Source organism: Acetobacter oryzoeni, assembly GCF_004014775.2.
Taxonomy (GTDB): domain Bacteria; phylum Pseudomonadota; class Alphaproteobacteria; order Acetobacterales; family Acetobacteraceae; genus Acetobacter; species Acetobacter oryzoeni.
Genome location: NZ_CP042808.1, coordinates 718,042 through 736,842 on the forward strand (window position 1 = coordinate 718,042; position 18,801 = coordinate 736,842).

General features: G+C 58.4%; 14 protein-coding genes. 3 read left to right on the top strand and 11 right to left on the bottom strand.

Annotated features, from left to right (window positions below):
- The first annotated feature begins 1 nt into the window (after position 1).
- Entirely contained in the window at positions 2–1,003 is a 1,002-nt protein-coding gene (gene cysK / locus EOV40_RS03505; RefSeq protein ID WP_196332535.1) for a cysteine synthase A, read from the top strand.
- 101 nt (positions 1,004–1,104) lie between these two features.
- On the opposite strand, the gene EOV40_RS03510 is transcribed toward cysK, so the two are convergent.
- From EOV40_RS03510 to gltX, 10 genes are all read right to left on the bottom strand, one after another.
- A complete protein-coding gene (locus EOV40_RS03510; RefSeq protein WP_196332536.1) occupies positions 1,105–2,340 on the bottom strand; it encodes an OmpA family protein in 1,236 nt (411 codons plus the stop codon).
- 129 nt (positions 2,341–2,469) lie between these two features.
- The gene (locus tag EOV40_RS03515; protein WP_128105058.1) at positions 2,470–2,811 is read right to left on the bottom strand and encodes a DUF1491 family protein; all 342 of its coding nucleotides are present in this window, start codon (positions 2,809–2,811) and stop codon (positions 2,470–2,472) included.
- Positions 2,812–2,821: 10 nt separating this feature from the next.
- On the bottom strand, positions 2,822–4,480 hold the full coding sequence (locus EOV40_RS03520) for a S41 family peptidase (protein ID WP_196332633.1): 1,659 nt from the start codon (positions 4,478–4,480) through the stop codon (positions 2,822–2,824).
- A gap of 46 nt (positions 4,481–4,526) precedes the next feature.
- Positions 4,527–6,557 carry an RNB domain-containing ribonuclease gene (locus tag EOV40_RS03525; protein WP_128105059.1) on the bottom strand — a complete coding sequence of 677 codons (2,031 nt, stop codon included), beginning with the start codon at positions 6,555–6,557 and terminating at the stop codon, positions 4,527–4,529.
- 6 nt (positions 6,558–6,563) lie between these two features.
- Positions 6,564–9,257: a type I DNA topoisomerase gene (gene topA, locus EOV40_RS03530; protein ID WP_128105060.1), complete on the bottom strand. Its 2,694-nt coding sequence runs from the start codon at positions 9,255–9,257 to the stop codon at positions 6,564–6,566.
- A 29-nt stretch (positions 9,258–9,286) separates the two neighbouring features.
- Positions 9,287–10,525, bottom strand: coding sequence for a DNA-processing protein DprA (dprA, locus tag EOV40_RS03535; protein ID WP_128105061.1), 1,239 nt, complete (start codon positions 10,523–10,525; stop codon positions 9,287–9,289).
- A 30-nt stretch (positions 10,526–10,555) separates the two neighbouring features.
- Positions 10,556–11,197 (bottom strand): glycerol-3-phosphate 1-O-acyltransferase PlsY, encoded by a 642-nt coding sequence (plsY, locus tag EOV40_RS03540; RefSeq protein ID WP_050819464.1) that lies wholly within the window; start codon positions 11,195–11,197, stop codon positions 10,556–10,558.
- Positions 11,197–12,489, bottom strand: a complete 1,293-nt coding sequence (locus EOV40_RS03545; RefSeq protein ID WP_128105062.1) for a dihydroorotase — start codon at positions 12,487–12,489, stop codon at positions 11,197–11,199. Before EOV40_RS03545 ends, plsY begins: the two co-directional genes overlap by 1 nt.
- Entirely contained in the window at positions 12,486–13,427 is a 942-nt protein-coding gene (locus tag EOV40_RS03550; RefSeq protein WP_128105063.1) for an aspartate carbamoyltransferase catalytic subunit, read from the bottom strand. The genes EOV40_RS03545 and EOV40_RS03550 overlap by 4 nt, the downstream gene beginning before the upstream one ends.
- Positions 13,420–14,826: a glutamate--tRNA ligase gene (gltX, locus tag EOV40_RS03555; RefSeq protein ID WP_050820368.1), complete on the bottom strand. Its 1,407-nt coding sequence runs from the start codon at positions 14,824–14,826 to the stop codon at positions 13,420–13,422. Before gltX ends, EOV40_RS03550 begins: the two co-directional genes overlap by 8 nt.
- 38 nt (positions 14,827–14,864) lie before the next feature.
- Between gltX and EOV40_RS03560 the strand changes: the two genes are divergently transcribed.
- On the top strand, positions 14,865–17,063 hold the full coding sequence (locus tag EOV40_RS03560; protein ID WP_128105064.1) for a ComEC/Rec2 family competence protein: 2,199 nt from the start codon (positions 14,865–14,867) through the stop codon (positions 17,061–17,063).
- A 10-nt stretch (positions 17,064–17,073) separates the two neighbouring features.
- On the opposite strand, the gene EOV40_RS03565 is transcribed toward EOV40_RS03560, so the two are convergent.
- Positions 17,074–17,412: a carboxymuconolactone decarboxylase family protein gene (locus tag EOV40_RS03565; protein ID WP_050819467.1), complete on the bottom strand. Its 339-nt coding sequence runs from the start codon at positions 17,410–17,412 to the stop codon at positions 17,074–17,076.
- A 17-nt stretch (positions 17,413–17,429) separates the two neighbouring features.
- On the opposite strand from EOV40_RS03565, the gene zapE reads away from it, so the two are divergent.
- Complete coding sequence (gene zapE / locus EOV40_RS03570; protein ID WP_128105065.1) at positions 17,430–18,779, top strand: cell division protein ZapE; 1,350 nt, start codon at positions 17,430–17,432, stop codon at positions 18,777–18,779.
- The last annotated feature ends 22 nt before the right edge of the window (positions 18,780–18,801 follow it).

An 18,801-nucleotide genomic window follows, 5' to 3' on the forward strand; every position in this document is an offset into this window, starting at 1 on the left:
CATGGGAGAGTTTCTAATGCCAGCATCAACGCAGGAAAAAGCGGATTACGGCTTTGCCGCACCCAGAGGGCGGGTTTACGAGTCTGTCCTTAATCTGGTGGGGGGCACGCCGCTTGTTGCGTTGCCACGGCTGACACAGGAAGATGAGCTGAAAGCCCGCGTGCTGCTGAAGCTGGAATTTTTTAACCCGCTTGGGTCTGTCAAAGACCGGATCGGCACCGCCATGGTGCTGGATGCTGAACGCAAGGGCCTGATTACACCGGGCCGCACCCTGTTGGTAGAACCTACATCGGGCAATACGGGTATCTCTCTGGCATTTGTAGCGGCTGCACGGGGCTATCGGTTGATTGTGACCATGCCAGAAGGGGCCTCTATTGAACGGCGCCGTATGCTGCGCCTGATGGACGCGCAGGTGGAACTCACCCCCGCACGTTTGGGCATGGCCGGTGCCATTGCCCGTGCGAATGAGATTCTGAACGAAACCCCGGATGCATGGATGCCAGATCAGTTTGATAATCCGGCAAACCCCGCAGTGCATGCCGCCACCACGGCAGAAGAAATCTGGGTAGATACGGATGGCAAGGTGGATGTGGTTGTGGCCGGTGTTGGCACAGGCGGCACGGCCACGGGCATTGCAGAGGCCCTAAAGCCCCGCCGCAATACTCTACAGGTTTTTGGTGTGGAACCGGCGGAAAGTGCGATTCTGAATGGTGATGAACCCGGCCCCCACGGTATTCAGGGTATTGGCCCCGGTTTTTGCCCTGCCACGCTGAATACAAAGCTGCTGGATGGTGTCATCACCGTTTCTGAGCGTGAGGCCATTGCCGCAGCGCGCCGTTGCGCCCGTCTGGATGGTATTCCGGTAGGTATTTCTTCCGGCGCATCCTTGCATGCCGCATTACAACTGGCCGGGCAGGATGAATACAAGGGCAAGACCATTGTAGCCATTGCGCCTTCCTTTGCTGAACGTTACCTGTCCACCCCTCTGTTTACCGGTCTGTAAGGCCGGTTTTCAGCCATCAGGTTTGCCCGTTGGCCACAAAAAAGCCCGTTCGGCCATGTGGCCAACGGGCTTTTTTGAAGCTGTAAAGCTGAAGCCGATTTTTAGCGGAAAATAATTTCCACGCGCCGGTTCTGGGCTTCCTTGGTGTTGGGGCCCGTTGTGACCAGCGGATGTGTTTCACCATATCCGTGAATATCAATGGTGGTGCCCGGTACGCCATCACGCATCAGTTCGGCTTTCACCACTTCTGCACGGCGGAGGGAAAGCCGCATATTGTATTCTTCACCCGCTTTCTGGCCGGGGTGGGCGGAGGAGTTATCCGTATAGCCAGAAACCGTAATGCGGGTTAGCGCCACATGGGCGGCTGCCTGTGCGGCTACGCCAACAATGGAACGCGCCCGATCTGTAAGGTCGGATTTATCCCAATCAAAGAACACCAGATAACTGCGGGCAGCTGCCGGGGCGGGTGCTGCCACAATAGGTGCTGGTGGCGGTGGCGGCGGGGCTGGATTGAATTCATACCGCAGCCCCAGCATGAGGGTGTGGTTGAAATCGGTTTTGGTATCGTGGTGCCCGCTGGAGAACTGATACGGGTGTGTCTGGTTGATGCTGTTGATGGTACCGCCAATGGTGCCCCATGACGTAGCGCCATGAGACTGCGGGCCAAGCATGGTCCAGAACCGATATTCCGCTGTGGCAGAAAGCCCTACAACCCACGGAATGGGGAAGGCGAGGCCAAAAATGCCCTGATAGGCAAAGTTGCCAAACGTGCCGCCCATTTTTTCTGCAAGCTGGTTGCCCGGTGCGGTTACGGATGTGCGCATGGCTGTCCAGCCATAGCCAATACCGGCCCCAAAATACGGGAACAGCCAAGGCTTGCCGATATCCAGATCAAACAGGGCGTTGGCCATAACGCCATAGGTCTGGCGGCGGCCATCTGCACGGCTGTTGAAGGTGTTGGTGACAAACCGCTGGTAACCCATGCTGCGGTAATCGCCTTCAACTTCCACACGGAAGCCGTTGCCCAAACCCCAACCGATGGAGCCAATACCCGCAGCGCCCGTGCGCCAGCGGTCTCGCCCATCAGGAAACTGGGCGGACGTACGTACGCGCTGATCCTGGTTAAAGGTAGCACCACCTTCACCCGCAATATAAAGCCCCTGCACAGGCTGGGCTTTTGCGGTTACGGCAGCACACAACAGAAGCCCCGCGGCCAGCGGCGCAGAAAGCAGCGTTTGCGCAAGCAATTTCTGGCGCGGCTTCATGGTCTTCTCCCTGCTATGGCAGTAGTCGCGCGATACGTCCGGCATCGCATCTAATAGTACGAAGGCACACATGCTTGCCTTCTTTGCTGTAAAGTTGCCCGCTGTGCAACAGGTAGAACGGCCAGTTGACACAAACAGACGGGATTTATGTGTAATAAATGCCGCAGGCGTGTGCGATAAGCCACAATTAAGGAAATTGTATCAGAGCAGTATTGCTTCAAACGAAGGGCTGAAGCTGTCCGATTCAATTTCCAGAACCCATAAATCGGGGTCAAACTTAACCTGACGTTCTATAAACTTCTGAATCTGTTCCGCATCAACGGGCGTATTACCTGTGGCCCGCAGCCATGCGGGGGCTCCTTCTGGGGTGCGTGTCTGGCTTAAAACCACGCCAGAACCGTTGCGCGCCGCCAACACGACCAGAATTCCCCCTGCGTCCGGGTCTCCCTTGCGCAACAGCATGGCGGAGCTGCCATCCTGCCCGCTTTGGCGGAGTATGGCGCGGGCCATGATATCGGTTTTAAGGCGGGGTGGGGGTGTCATGTATCCTGCCTTATGGGGCTGCGGAAATCTGGGGAGATGTGACGGCATCATCCGGGATGGCGTTGATGGCGGTTTTGTACCATTCCGGATTCTCCAGCACGTTACGCGCCACGTTCACATCCCGGTCAGTGCCCAGAGCGGCGGGGCAGGTTTTGCGGATGGCCATGATCTGTGAAACGGGAATCGGAAAGCGCGCGTTGCGAGATGCCGTAATGGCAGCCTGATTGGCCACTTGCCCCTCTGCCAGATCGTGCAGGTTTTTTTCTACATCTGCGGCACCAAGGCTGGTGCAAACCTGTGGCATCACGCCAAGGCCCTGCAACGGCCAGCGCAATGGGGCTATCACGCGGCTCCATGTTACAAACAGCTCACCTTCATCGGGCAACTGGGCTACGGTTTGCACCAAGCCTTTGCCCAATGTGGCGCTGCCAATTACCACAGCGCGGCGATGGTCCGCCAAGGCTGCGGCCAGAATTTCTGCGGCACTTGCCGTACGTCCATCCACCAGAATGGCAATGGGCAGGCCGTTTGTCATATCTCCACCCTGTACAGCCCAGATATGGTTGGCCTGCGCATCTCGCCCGCTGGTTACGGCAGCCACACCTCTATCAAGCAGCAGGGCGGCGGCGGTTACGGCCTGTTGCAGCACACCGCCACGGTTGCCGCGCAAATCTATAATCAGGCCTTTTAGGTGCGTATCCTGCACGGCCTGATCCAGATACTGGCTCATTTCCTCAGCAGTGTCGGAGGAAAAGGCCGTCACGCGCAGCACCACAATGGAGCCACTGGCAAAGGCAAATACAGTTTCTGGCGGTGTTTTGGCACGGCGCAGGGTTACGGTGCGGGCGCGGCGCTGGCCGGGTGTGAGCAGGCGCAGCACAACGGGGGTGTCTTCTTCCCCCCGCAACCATTCCATAACCATTTCGGGCGTTTTGCCTGCCGTTAAACGGTTATTGACGGAAAGCAGCCGATCCCCCGTATCTACGGCGGCTGTCCACGCCGGGCCGTTGGCATTTATGGCGGAGATAACAAGGTAGCGGCCACTTTGCCCAAGGCTGACACCAATATCTGCTTCTCCCCCTACGCGTGCGGCCCGGTCTGATGTGGCGGAACTGGGGCCAATGTAGCGGGAATAGGGGTCCAGATGGTTAAACAGCTCATCAAAAAAGGCCTGCACCAGCTCTTCGCGGCTGGTTGTGCGCACAATAAGAGAATGCGCACGGGCGGTATCCAGAAAATCAACGGCAATCTGTGCCCAATCATCCGCCGAGCCATCTGTGGGGGCCGGGCGGGAGAGCAGGCTGGTCTGGCCTGAAAGCAGCTGGATATTGGCCCCGCGGGAATCGAAAGACAGGGAAGGATCAAGCGCTGAAAGGCTGGCCAGCCCCCAAAGCGTGAAATCCCGATAACTATGCGCTTCTAGCGTGCGCGGCTGTAAAAACTGCAGCGCGGTGCTGATAACGGATTTAACCATCAGCATATCTGGCACTGGTGGCTTGTCTGGCACCGCAGCAGCAGAGGCAGGTTGCTGTTCAGCCACAGATGATGCTGATGCAGCCGCCTGCGTTGTGGAGGCAGACCCCGGAGCACTTTCTGGTGGTGGTGTATCGGATTTGCTTTGGGCGTGTAGTGGCGCAGGCTGGCAAAAAAGCAACACAGCCAGCACCATGCCCGGCAAGGCACGCGGCAGACCACGCACAAACCAGATGGCGTTTTCAGTGCTCATATACGGCATCAGTCAGCATCAGCGTACCCCGTGCCGGGCAGGTGCCCGCCAAGGTAACTGAAAGCACAGCCCCACTTTGCACGTGGGGGTGATGTGCCGAGGCATGGGTGTGCTGCGAGTCGTCATTCATCCCTGTGCGATCCGGAAAAGCTGACCATGCAAGGAAAGACGGAGTTCCGGTTTTCGTCAATCTCACCCGCAAGCCATGCCGTGTTGCTGTCATGACATGGACGGACATTCTCTGGCCAACAAACGGGGCAAGAAAGAGGGCGGCCAGCCGATTCAGACTATCCTGCATGATGGTAGCTGCCCGGCGTTCTGTAAAGTTCAGGTGTGATGCCAAAGCCACATCGGGCGCGCAGCCATATGTGTTGGACTGCGCAGAGGAGACGTTTGCAGCGGTTAAGGCACGGTGTGCCAGCAGATCGGCATAGCGGCGGATGGGGCTGGTAAAATGTGTGTAGTGCTCCAGCCGTAGGCCATAATGGCGTGCAGCAAGGGTGCTATAGCGTGCCATGGGGCGTGGGCTATCTGGGCTGGGCTGCGCATGGGTGCGGAATAGTGCTGGCAATGCCTGCGCTTGCAATTTTTCCGCCGCGATCTGATTAGCCAGAATCATGCACGCCGCCACCATATAATGTGCTTCCTGAGTGTTACGCGGCACAAAGGCACAGGGTTGCCCGGTGGTATCAAACTGTACGTTCCAACCCGTTTCTTCCCGCTCCATCACACCGCGCTGCGTGGCGGCTTGCCGAATTATAGCCCCTACCTTGCGCAGCGTAGGAAGCAGGGCAGGCGGCAACTGGGCGGCAGGATGTTCGGGCGGCAAGGTGGGCGGATGTGCTGGTGCATCAAATACGTGCTGCACGGCCTCATATGTCAGGCGGGCCGCGCTTTGCATGATCCCGCGGCTGATTTGGGCAGAAACCACATGCCCTTGCGGGGTGATGTGCATATCTACAAACACACAAAGCCGATCTTGCCCCGGTAGAAGGGAACACGCCTGCGCAGAAAGTGCCAGTGGCAGCATGGGCACCACTTTGTCAGGCAGATAGATGGAATTGCCCCGTTCTCGCGCTTCCTCATCCAGCGCGGAGCCGGGCTTTACCCAATGTGCTACATCGGCAATGGCTACGATAAGATGAAAGCCATCGGCCGTTTGTTCGGCCCAGAGTGCATCATCAAAATCATGCGCTGAGGCATCATCAATGGTGATAAGCGGCAGGTGCCGTAAATCTGTGCGGCCAGAAGGTGCTGGTGTGCCCTGTAAAGCGGCATTGTGCTGTGCAATCTGCCGGGCTTCGGCCTCGGCCTGTTCTGAAAATGCAGTGGGTGGATGATGGATCAGCAAGCTCAGGCGTGAGGGCATGCCTGCATCATCAGCGTTTCCCAAAACGTTATGCACACGTCCAGCATAGGTGCCATCGGGCAGGGCATGAGGCGTTGCAAGCCCAATTTGCTCTGGCGTGAGCGGAAGAGAGCTTGCGTTTTCTTTTGGCGTAAGCGGCAGGTTTAACCGGGCATCACATGGCAGCAGCAGATGTTCTGGTGCGCTGGTGGGGGTAACAGGCAGGTTGTTATCAAGCCGGGTGAGCAGCCGCAGGCCGCGGGCCTCGCGCTTTTGGGTGCCCGTTGCCGGGCGCAGGCGCACAAGCACGATATCGCCGGGAAAGAGATACGGCATATCCGGTGGCTTTATCAGCAATATAACGGGGCGAGAGAGTGCATCATCGGCCAAAAAGCCAGCCGCGTTGCCATCATCCCGAATATAGGAAACCCGCATACGGGCCACATCCGGCAAGCCGATGGAAGCCTTGAGAGTGCCGGGTGCAAGATCAAGCAAATCCCCCGCAACAGCCATATCGTGCAGCAGGGTGCGTATGGCGGCCTTTTGCCGCATGGGAAGCTGGAAGTTGCGCAGAATATCCGTGAGCCCGGTGGCAGCTCCGGCGCGGCTTTCAAGAAAAGCCCGTAGCTCCTGCACAGATGGCAGGGCAGAAGCGTACGGGCTTGCCGACATGATGAATTACTCGGTCTCGGCTTTTTTCTTGCGTGTTGTGGTGGTGGCCTTCTTTTTAGCGGGCGCCTTTTTCTTGGGTGCCGCTTTTTCCGCACCTTCTGCATCAGCCTTGGCTGTGCTTTTGGTTGCGGTTTTCTTTTTGGCCGCCGTTTTGGTGGTGGTGGCTTTCTTTTTGGCGCCAGCCTTGGCTTTTAGGGGCTTGCCCTTATCTGCCAACAAGGCCACGGCCTCATCCAGCGTTACGGCATCCATATCCGTGCCGCGCGGCAGGGTGGCCACTATCTGACCATGCTGCACATACGGGCCAAAACGGCCCTTGCGCACCATAACCGGTTCGCCATCCTTGGGGTGCACGCCCAGATTGCGGATGGAAGCCAGCTTTTTAGCCAGCGCATCCACAGCGCGGTTCAGGCCGATGGTCAGAACATCATCGTCCTTGTCCAGCGAACCATACACCGCACCCATTTTTACAAACGGACCAAAGCGCCCAAGCCCGGCCTGAATGGGCTCACCCGTTTCGGGGTGAATACCAACAAGGCGCGGCAGGGAGAGCAGGCCAAGGGCCTGATCCAGCGTAATGCTTTCCCCATTGATGTTTTTGGGTAGGGAGGCACGTTTGGGCTTGGCTTTTTTGTCTTCCGGGTTGGGTTCACCTTGCTGCACATACAGGCCCCACGGGCCTTGGCGCACGGTAATATCCTCACCTGTTTCCGGGTTCTGGCCCAAAAGGCGCATGCCATCCTTAAGGGCGGCATCATCACCTTCTTCTGCGCTATCAGCCGTTAAGCGGCGGGTGTATTGGCATTCCGGATAATTGGAGCAGCCAATAAACGCGCCATAACGGCCCAGCTTCAGCCCAAGACGGCCTGTGCCGCAGGAGGGGCAAACCCGTGGGTCTGATCCATCCGCCCGTTCGGGGAAGAAGAATGGCCCCAAGTCTTTATCGAGCGCATTGAGCACATCGGTAATGGTGAGTTCCTTGGTGCCGGAAACGGCTTTGGAAAAATCATTCCAGAACGCGGCCAGAACCTGCTTCCACTGCGCGCGGCCACCGGAAATATCATCCAGCAGTTCTTCAAGGCTGGCGGTAAAGCCCGTATCCACATACCGCTCAAAGAACGAGACAAGGAAGGCCGTAACCAGCCGCCCGCGTGCTTCGGGAATAAAGCGGCGGTTTTCTAGGCGCACATAGCTGCGGTCCTGCAACACGGTCAGAATGGAAGCGTAGGTGGACGGGCGACCAATGCCCAGCTCTTCCATTTTTTTCACCAGCGATGCTTCGGAATAACGCGGTGGTGGCTGGGTGAAGTGCTGCTCGGCATCCACCTTTTCGCGCTTGAGCGGGTCTTTTTCCTGCATGCTGGGCAGCATGCGGGCATCATCATCCGCTGCTTTTTCCGTATCATCGCGCCCTTCACGGTAGAGCTTGAGAAAGCCCTCAAACGTGATGATGGAGCCATTGGCACGCAGCACGGTCTGGCCGGAGGGGCCTGCAATATCTACCGCTACCTGATCCAGCGATGCGGATTCCATCTGGCTGGCAACAGCACGCTTCCACACCAGTTCGTACAACCGGCGCTGGTCATTGTTCAGGAACCGGGCAACGGATTCGGGCGTGCGGGATACATCGGTCGGGCGCACGGCTTCATGCGCTTCCTGCGCGTTCTTGACCTTGGAGGTATAGATACGCGGCTTGGCAGGCACGTATTCGGTGCCAATTTTCTGGCCGATATGCTGGCGGATAGCGTTAATGGCTTCCTGCGCCATCGTTACGCCATCGGTTCGCATATAGGTGATCAAACCTACGGTTTCACCGCCCAGATCCATCCCTTCATAAAGCTGCTGGGCGGTGCGCATGGTGGTTTGCGCGCTCATGCCCAACTTGCGGGAGGCTTCCTGCTGCAAGGTGGAGGTCGTGAACGGCGGTTGCGGGTTACGGCGAACCTTGCGGCGTTCGATAGATTTTACAGCAAGGTTTTCTGCTTCCACCGCTTTTTTGGCGGCCTCGGCCAGTTCCGCATTGTGCAGATCAAACTGATCCAGCTTTTTGCCGTTCAGATGTGTCAGCCGTGCGGTAAAGGCGGCACCTGCGGGGGTGAGCAGCGATGCAATAACGCTCCAGTATTCCCGCGGTTTAAAAACCTCAATCTCGGCTTCGCGCTCACAGATCAGGCGCAGTGCCACAGATTGCACACGTCCCGCACTGCGAGACCCCGGCAGCTTGCGCCACAATACGGGGGAAAGCGTAAAGCCCACCAGATAATCCAGCGCCCGGCGGGCCAGATAGGCCTCAATCAGCGGGAAATCCAGATCCCGCGGGTGCTCCATGGCGTAGCGGATGGCGGATTTGGTAATTTCGTTAAACGTAACGCGCTGAACATCCACCCCTTTCAGGGCTTTGCGTTCTTCCAGCATGGCGCGCACATGCCATGAAATGGCTTCACCCTCACGGTCCGGGTCAGTGGCCAGATACAGTCGGTGGGCCCCTTTAAGTGCTTTGGCAATGGCGGCAACCTGCTTCATGCCCCGCTCATCAGACTGCCACTTCATGGCAAAGTCTTCATCTGGCAGCACGGAGCCATCCTTGGGTGGCAGATCGCGCACATGCCCGAAGGAGGCCAGCACCATGTAGCCATCACCCAGATATTTGTTGATCGTTTTTGCCTTTGCGGGCGATTCGACCACAACAACGTCAGTCATACTCTCTCCGACCTGCCTGCAAGCAGCACTTACCCTGCCGTTTCTGCCTGATTATCCGCCAGACCGACCATGCCCCCAGAATAAGTGGAGACGCAGCCCGAAAGCTCAAGTTCCGTGAGCGCGACAAGCACGGCAGAAGCCGAGAACTGGCAGCGCCTAATCAGATCGTCAACCGCTATGGGCGTAAAGGAGAGGAGCGAAAGCAGGTTTTCACGCACATCTTGCGCGGTGGAAGCCGCTGAAAAATGCGGTTTTAGGGGAATTGGCTCTTTTTCATCCACATTTTGGGGAGAAGCAAAAAATGTAGGCTCAGGAGGGTCTGAAACAAAAGGAAGACCGGTTTGAGCCGGGGATGCAGGTTTTTTCTGGCGTGGTGCAGAAACGCTGGAGGTGGAAACTATAAAGTCAGCCGCTTGAGGGATGACTGGTGGCAGATGCGGCAAAATATCTGCCACACTTTCTGTAAGAATAGCGCCGTTACGCAAAAGATTGTTACTGCCCCGGCAGCGCGGGTCTAGAGGTGATCCGGGAACGGCAAATAATTCCCGCCCGTAATCCACCACCATGCGCGCAGTAATAAGTGTGCCAGAATGGGGTGCAGCTTCCACCACCACACAGCCAAGGCCCAAGCCTGCAATAAGCCGGTTGCGACGTGGAAAATGGCGGGCCAAAGGGACCGTGCCCAATGGGGCTTCTGTTACCACTGCACCTTTTTGGGCAATTTCTGCCTGAAGGTTGGCATTTTCTGGCGGGTAGGGGCAATCCAGGCCGCCTGCAATGGCGGCAATGGTGCAGCCTTGCCGATGCAGCGCACCTTTGTGGGCAGCTTTATCAATACCGCGCGCCAAGCCGGAAATAACGCTTAGCCCAGATTCAACCAGTTCTGTAGCAAGGCTTTCTGCCAGCCGCATACCTTGTGCCGATGCATTGCGTGCGCCCACAATGCTAACCCCCGCACGGCTGAGGCATGAAACATCGCCCAGAACACTCAGCACAGGTGGCGCATCTGGAATCTGGCGTAAAAAAGCAGGGTAATCTGCATCAAAAAGTGTGAGGAAACAGCCACCCATCTGCAAGGTGGCGTCTATTTCGCGCATCACCACATCCATGGGCGGTATAACCGGTTGGTTACGCCCGCGCACAGGCAGATAAGGCAGGGCTTCCAGCGCTTCTGCGGCAGAGCCGTATTTATCTACCAGTTTCCGCCATGTGCGGGGGCCAACCTGTTCGGTACGTGCCAGACGAAGGCAGGCGGGCAGGGATGTCATGCTTGGGTAATCAGGCAGCCAAATTGCAGATCACGGCTTTTTTTCGCCAATCCGCGGCTCTTTTCCGCTGAAAATGCGGACAATGTTTTCATGATGCCGCGCAATCACCAACACGCTGATAAGCACCGCAGCCAAAGGCTTGGGGGAAGCCTGAAAGGAAAAGCCATAAAGCGCCAGCAACACCACCGGCATGATGATGAAGGCCGCCAAAGCCCCGGCAGAGGAAATGCGCGTGAGCTTGGCCACACCCAGCCACGTGGCGCAGCCAGCCAGCCCGGTAAGTGGAGAAAGAGCCAGCATGGCGCCCAGCCCGGTTGCAACACCTTTACCGCCCTTAAACCCCAGAAATATTGGGTAGCAATGCCCCACCACAGCGGCCAGAGCGGCCACGGTTACGGTGCGGTCTGAAAAATCAGGCGGCGTCATAATCCAGGCAATGGCAACCGCCAGAAAGCCCTTGGCTGCATCCAGCAGCAGCGTTGCGGCGGCCAGATCCTTACGGCCTGTGCGCAGCACATTGGTGGCCCCGATATTGCCCGAACCAATTTTGCGCAAATCTCCCGCACCAGCCAGATTGGTGAGGAGCAGGCCAAAAGGCACGCTGCCCAGCGTGTACCCCATGAACGCCATGGCCGCGACAAGCTTTAAGGCATAGGGAGGCAGGGATTCCATTATGCCTGCCCTGCCTCATACACCCGGCGGCCTGCTTTCCATGTGCCCAGCACACGGCCTTCCAACGGGCGGCCATCAAAAGGTGTGTTTTGTGCACGGCCCGGCAGTTTGCCGGCTTCCACCAGCCAGCTCTGTTCGGGGTCGAACAGGCACAGATCAGCCGCAGCACCTACAGCCAGCGTGCCGCATTCTGCACCAAGCAACTGCGCAGGGCGATGGGTGAGTAGGGAAAGTGCCTGAGGCAGCGTGAGCGTGCCATCATGCACACGTGCCAGCGTAACACCCAGAAGCGTTACCAAGCCTGTGCCACCGGTTGCGGCCTGCGCAAAGGGCAGGCGCTTGTCATCCGCATCACGCGGGAGGTGGTCCGAGCCAATGGCGTCTATGGTGCCATCAGCCAGCGCGGCGCAAATGGCCAGCCGATCATCCTCGCTCCGCAATGGGGGAGAGAACTTGGCGTAGGTGCGGAAATCACCAATCGTGTTTTCGTTCAGATCAAAATACGGCGGCGCGGTATCGCAGGTTACGTTCAGCCCGCATTCCTTGGCTTGGCGGATAAGGGCCACGCCTTCACCGGTGGAAACATGGGCAAAATGCAGGCGCCCGCCCGTAAGTTCAGCTAGACGAATATCCCGCGCAATCATGATGGCTTCTGCTGCGGACGGAATGCCGGGCAGGCCTAGGCGTGTGGCCAAAGCCCCAGCCGTGGCGCAGCCTGAGCCTGCCAGCGAGGGTTCTTCAGGGTGCTGCACAATCATGGCCCCAAAGCCGCTGGCGTAGGAAAGGGCCAGCCGCATCAGGCGTGCGGGGTCTAGCGCACGTGCGCCATCTGTAAAGGCTACGGCACCGGCTTCGTGCAGCAGGCCAATTTCTGCCAGTTCCTTGCCTTCGCACCCTTTGGTAAGGGCACCATAGGGCAGAATGGTAATGGCCCCGGTTTCTTCCCCACGGGTGCGGAGCATGCGCACAAGGGCCGGGTTATCTATGGCCGGTTTGCAGGTGGGCAGCACAGCAAGGGTGGTAATGCCCCCGGCAGAAGCAGCCCGCGCGGCGGAGGAAACGGTTTCACGGTATTCGTATCCCGGTTCACCAATTTCTACGCGCATGTCCACAAGGCCGGGGCACAGCACGGCATTTTTGCCATCAATAACGGTGGCTTCTTCCGGTGTACCTTCGGCACCGGCTTTATCCGTGCCGGCAATCACACCATCGCGCACCAGCAGGCGGCCGGGTTGGTCCAGCCCGGATGCGGGATCTATCAGGCGGACGTTTTCAAATAAAAGGGTATTCATGCGGCGGGCCTGCTGCGGGTAAGGCGGTCCAGAACGGCCATGCGTACGGCAACGCCCATTTCAACCTGTTCCTGAATGACGCTCTGGCTGGAATCAGCGACAAGACTGTCTATTTCCACCCCACGGTTCATGGGGCCGGGGTGCATGACCAGCGCATTTTTGCGGGCCAACTGCAACCGGCGCTGATCCAGCCCGAAAAAGCGGAAATATTCACGCGCGCTGGGGATAAGGCCGGAGGACATGCGCTCACGCTGCAAACGCAGCATCATCACCACATCCACGTCCCGTAAGCCTTCTTCCATATTGTGGAAGATTTCCACCCCGCGCTGCTTCATGGCGCCGGGCACCAGCGTTGGCGGGCCAACAAGCCGCACCGTGCTGCCCATGCCTGTCAGCAGGAAGATGTTGGAGCGCGCCACGCGGGAATGTGAAACATCCCCGCAAATGGCCACTTTCAGCCCACCCAATGTGCCTAAGTGGCGGCGAATGGTCAGCGCATCCAGCAGGGCCTGTGTGGGGTGCTCATGCATGCCATCACCAGCGTTGACCACGCTGGCTTCCACCTTTTGCGCCAGTAGGGCCGGTGCGCCGGATTGAGAATGACGCACCACCAGCAGGTCTGTCCGCATGGCGTTGAGCGTTGCGGCTGTGTCCAGCAGGGTTTCACCCTTGTTCACTGAAGACTGGGCAACGGACATATTGATAACGTCCGCCCCCAAACGCTTGCCCGCCAGCTCAAAAGAGGTGCGGGTGCGCGTGCTGTCCTCAAAGAACAGGTTGATAAGGGTGCGCCCCCGCAGCACATCACGCGGCACCTTGCGGGAGCGGTTGAGCAGGGCATAGCTTTCGGCCAGATCCAGCAAAGGCTCGATCTGGTCGGGCGTCATGCCTTCCAGCCCGAGCAGATGCCGGGTGTGGCGGCCGGGAAAGCTAGCCATGCAGAACGGCTCCCAAACGGGCGAGGGTTTCATCCTTGCCCAGTGCTTGCAGGGTGGCATCAATGCCGGGGGAGGTGTTGGAGCCTGTTACGGCAGCGCGCACAGGCTGGGCCACCTTGCCCAGCTTCAACTCATGCTTTTCAGCAAAGTTGCGCAGGGTGGTATCAATGGCTTCTGGCGTAAAGTCCGGCACAGCGGCCAGATCACGCGCCAGTTCACCCAGCATGGTGCGGGCTTCTGGCGTCAGCAGCTTTTGTGCTTTGTCATTAAACGTCAGCGGCACCTGACGGCCAAGGAAAGCCGCACTTTCTGCCAGTTCCACCAGCGTGCGTGCGCGTTCCTTCAGCCCCGGCATCAGGGCGGCCACGCGGGCGCGGGTGGTTTCATCCACGCTTACGCCGTCCATCTTTTTAAAGCGTTCCATTACATCATTGGTCAGGCGTTCATCATCCGCCTGCCGCAGCCATACGGCGTTGATGTGCAGCAGCTTGGCGTAATCCATGCGGGAAGGAGAGCGGCCAACGCCATCAATATCAAACAGCTTGATCTGCTCTTCACGCGAGAGGATTTCCGCATCCCCGTGGCCCCAGCCCAGACGCAGCAGGTAGTTGCACAGGGCTTCGGGCAGGTAGCCCATTTCACGGAATTCCACCACAGATTGCGCGCCGTGGCGTTTGGAAAGCTTTGCGCCATCGGGGCCATGAATAAGCGGCAGATGCCCAAAGCGTGGCAGATCCCACCCCATGGCGCGGTAGATCATGGCTTGGCGGAAGGTGTTGGTCAGATGGTCATCGCCACGGATCACGTGGGTAATGGCCATATCGTGGTCATCCACCACAACGGCGTGCTGATAGGTGGGGGTGCCATCGGACCGCAGGATGATCATGTCATCCAGTTCGGCATTGGCAACGCGCACTTCACCCTGCACGAGGTCATTAATTGTGGCTTCCCCTTCACGCGGGGCTTTAATACGCACGGCAAAAGGTGCGCCAGCCGGGGCTTCGGATGGGTCACGGTCCCGCCACATGCCGTTATAGCGCGGGGGCAGGCCTTTGGCCTTGGCGTCCTCACGCATTTGGTGCAGCTCTTCAGGCGTGCAGTAGCATTTATAGGCCAGGCCCTTTTCCAGCAGCTCAAGGGCCACTTCCCGGTGCCGATCCTCGCGAGAGGACTGGAAAACGGGTTCTTCATCCGGTTCAATCCCCATCCAGGCCAGACCGTCAAAAATAACGTCTACAGCCTGTTGGGTGGAACGCTCACGGTCGGTATCCTCAATACGCAGGAGGAACTCGCCGCCGTGATGACGGGCAAAGAGGAAATTGAACAGGGCTGCGCGGGCGTTGCCAATATGCAGCAGGCCTGTAGGACTCGGAGCGAAGCGTGTACGGATGGTGGTCATGGGGTGGTTCCATACCATGCGCAAGCGCAAGGAGCCATATGCCACGCCTGATGTTACATCTGCATTCTTTACTTGTTCAGGAACAAAGGCGGCTGGTGCTGTGGGCACCGGTGGGCTTGGCGCTGGGTGCGGTGCTGTATTTTGGCCTGTTGCGTACAGAACCCAGCCTGCTGGAGGGTTTTGTGCTGCCGTACGGTGTGGCTGTGCTGGCCAGCATTGCGGCGTGGCGTATGCGTTATTCGCTTTGGGGGCGTCTGCTCTGGGGCGGGTGCATAACTGTGGCCCTTGGGTTTGCCGCAGCTTGGGGTGGCACGCACAGGCATACGCCCATGCCCGATTTGCCCCGCTTTGCTACAGAAATATCCGGCACAGTGCAGGCTATAGCCCTGTTGTCACCAGCAGATGGTACGGATGCACCGTTTGAGCGCAGAGTAGATCTGGCTCAGGCCGTTTTTTACAATGCGTTAAATGATGGCATGCCGCCCTTACGGCGCGTGCTTTCTGTATATCTCCAACCCACGGATTCTGTTGCGTTACATGTGGGCGATCATCTGCGCGTAAAGGCTCTTTTGCAGCCACCACCATTTCCAGCACTTCCCGGTGCGCGAGACAGGCAGTTTGAGGCATGGTTTGCCAATCAGGCGGGAAGTGGCCGGGCCTTGGGGCATGTGCAGCTTGTTGCAACGGTGCAAACGGGGCAGAGCCATAAGCTGCAGCTGTGGTTTGAAAGCCTGCGCGAACGCATGAATGCGCGCATCCACGCCGTTTTACCCGGCCCGGAGGGTGGCGTGGTGGCCACCGTGCTGGTTGGGGCTTCCGAAACTGTAGAAAAACAGGTGCGGGAAGATTTTGCAGCCTCTGGCTTGGCGCATCTTCTGGCTGTTGCGGGGCTGCATCTGGGTATTGTGATGGGCCTTGTTATGGCAGCAGGTCGCCTGCTTTTGGCTACAACAGAATACACAGCCTTGCGCTGGCCTTGTAAGGCCTTGGCCGCTTTATGCGCTTGGGGTGTAGGGCTGGTTTATGTGCTGCTTACGGGGGCACATCTGCCCGCCCAACGCAGCCTGTTAATGGCCGCAGTGGCCGTGTTGGGCATTGCGGCAGGGCGGCGTGTTGTTTCCATGCGCGGTTTGGCGGTGGCGGCCTGTGTGCTGGTGCTGTGTATGCCGCAGGTGGTGATGGGTGTGGCGTTTCAGATGTCCATGGCGGCGGTTATGGCGCTGGTGGCCGGGTATGAGGTGTTGCAGCCAAAACTTACGCGCTGGCGCGCCAGCACAACGGGGTTTGGGCACTGGCTGGCATGGCATGGTGCTGTTTTGGCATTAACAAGTGTGCTGGCAGGCTGTGCCACCTTGCCGGTGGCCATGGCGCATTTTGGCGTTATTCAGCCGTTTTTTGTGGTAGCCAACATGGTGGCCGTGCCGCTGATGGCTGTGTGGATTATGCCGTTTGGCCTGCTAGCCGTGGGCTTGATGCCCCTGCATATGGATACCCCGTTTTTGTGGCTGATGGGCGCAGGTATCCGCCCCGTTGTATGGCTGGCGCATATGGTGGCGCACTGGCCTGCAGCGCGCGTGGCTGTGCCGCACATGTCGGGGTGGGGGCTGCTGGCCGTTATGCTGGGCTTGTGCTGGATATGTTTATGGCGGCAGCGCTGGCGCTGGGGTGGCTGCGCCGGGTTGGTGTTGGGCATGGCAAGCCCATGGCTTGTGGTGCAGCCAGATGTGGTTATCAGCCCAGATGGTGGGCTGGTGGGGGTGCGGGATTCAGGCAAGGTTTATGTTATTGGCCAATCTCGTGCGGTGCGGCCCATTATGCAGGCATGGGGGCAATATTTTGCCCAACCCGTAGAGATGTTTCCGCCGGAGGGAGAAACACCTGATGGCGCGCTAACATGCGGGGCAGAAGATACGCCAGATACCTGCGTGGCTCTGCTGCGCGGGCAGGATGTGGTGGTGCGCCGGCAGGATGCCTCGGACGGGCGAGAGCCATTGCCTGCCGGTATCTGCACGGGGGCGGATGTGGTTATCAGCACTGCCCCCTTACGCGCTTCCTGCCTGAATGTGCCGATAAGGCTGGATCGGTTTTCAGCGTGGGAAAACGGGGCAGAAGCGGTATTTCTGCATAAAAGTGGCAATGTGGTCAGAACAGATCGTGCATGGCGCGGGCAACGCCCGTGGGTGTTAAAGCCCGGTGGCCACGGTATGCCTGTTCTGCCACTGGCCCCTGCTGAATAAGTAAGAGGGCTTATTCTGGCGTATCTTCAAACGCTTCCATCACGCGGCTGGAATAAACAAGTGCTGCCCCGGCATTTAGCGCCACGGCCACGCCAAGGGCTTCGGCAATTTCTTCCTTACTGGCACCGGCTTTTTTGGCGGCGGCAGAATGCACGGCAATGCACCCATCGCACCGAGTGGTAACGGCTACGGCCAGCGCAATCAGTTCACGCGTTTTGTCATCCAGATGCTTTTTTTCTGGCAGGGGTGTTTCCAGCGTTTGCAGCCCTTTAAGAGTATTGGGTGTTAGGGACGCCAGCGTTTTGACATTCTGTGCCATGTTTGCACGGTAAGCAGTCCAGTCTGTCATGATCGCCTCTCTGAATTATGTGGTCTAAACCGATCACAACTGCATCAGATGTGGCGCTTTTTGTCACGACACGGTTAGGAGAGGCTTGTACGCTTGCGGAATGTGCGGTGGAGCCGTTATCGGGCAGGATTATGACACAGACAGACATGAACGGGGCATCAGCCGCAACACGGCTGGGGCCATTGGCAGTTTACCAGCAGCGCATTGCAGCGGGGGAACTCAAGAGTGATCCAGACCAGCTGCGTGTAATAACGCGGCTGAACACCTTGTGGCAGGAACTGGCAACCATGCCAGCTTTGGCTGCACCAAAACCCGCACAGGGGGTGGAAAGCAAGGCCAAAGGCTTGCTGGCCGGGTTGGCCCGCAGGTTGCGCCCGCAGGCAGATACATCTGCCACGCGCCCGGCGCGCCCGCGTGGGCTGTATATTGTGGGCCGTGTGGGGCGCGGCAAAACCATGGTGATGGATCTGTTCTACGCCTGCGCGCCCGTGCAGAAAAAGGAGCGCATCCATTTTTTGCGCTTCATGCAGGATGTGCACCGTGATCTGCATGATCTTAAAGCCGCCAACCCCAATATGGCAGACCCCATTCCGCCGCTGGCCAAAACCATTGCCAGCAAGGCGCAGCTTCTGTGCTTTGATGAGTTTCAGGTGAACGACATTGCCGATGCCATGATTTTGGGCCGGCTGTTTGAGGCCCTGTTTGCCAATGGGGTGGTGATTGTGGCCACCTCCAACACAGAACCTTCGCAGTTGTTCCAGAACCGCCCCGGCGCAGATGCGTTTAAACCGTTTATTGCCGTTATCCAGCGTGAACTGGATACGATTGAGCTGGATTCGCCGCGTGATTACCGCCGAGGGCGGGAGCAGGACCGTGAAACATGGCTTGTACCTGCGGATTCTCAGGCCAAAAGCAGGCTGGACAGAATTTTTGCCCGCTATGCAGGGGATGAAAAGGCAGGCCCGGTGGACCTGAAGTTCAGCGGTCGGGTGTTTGAGGTGGATCAGGCAGCGGGCCCGGTGTGCCGGTTTGATTTCAACTCTTTGTGTGGCAAGCCGCGTGGGCCGAACGATTATCTGGCGCTGGCCAAGCGCTTTCCGGTGGTGATTGTCGATAACATTCCAAGCATGGGGCAGGATGATGCCAACCTGGCCCGGCGCTTCATCACGCTTATAGATGCCTTGTACGACAACGGAAATCTGCTGTTTGCCTCGGCTGATGCCCAGCCCGACCAACTGTTTACAGATGGAGATGGCGCAGACGCATTTGCACGCACGGCATCACGTCTCGCTGAGATGGGAAGTGAAAGCTGGCTGGAGCATGGGGCGCAGGCTGCGCAACAGGCCCACAGCCTCGCTAGAGCGTGACATCCCACGCCCTTGTTCCCGC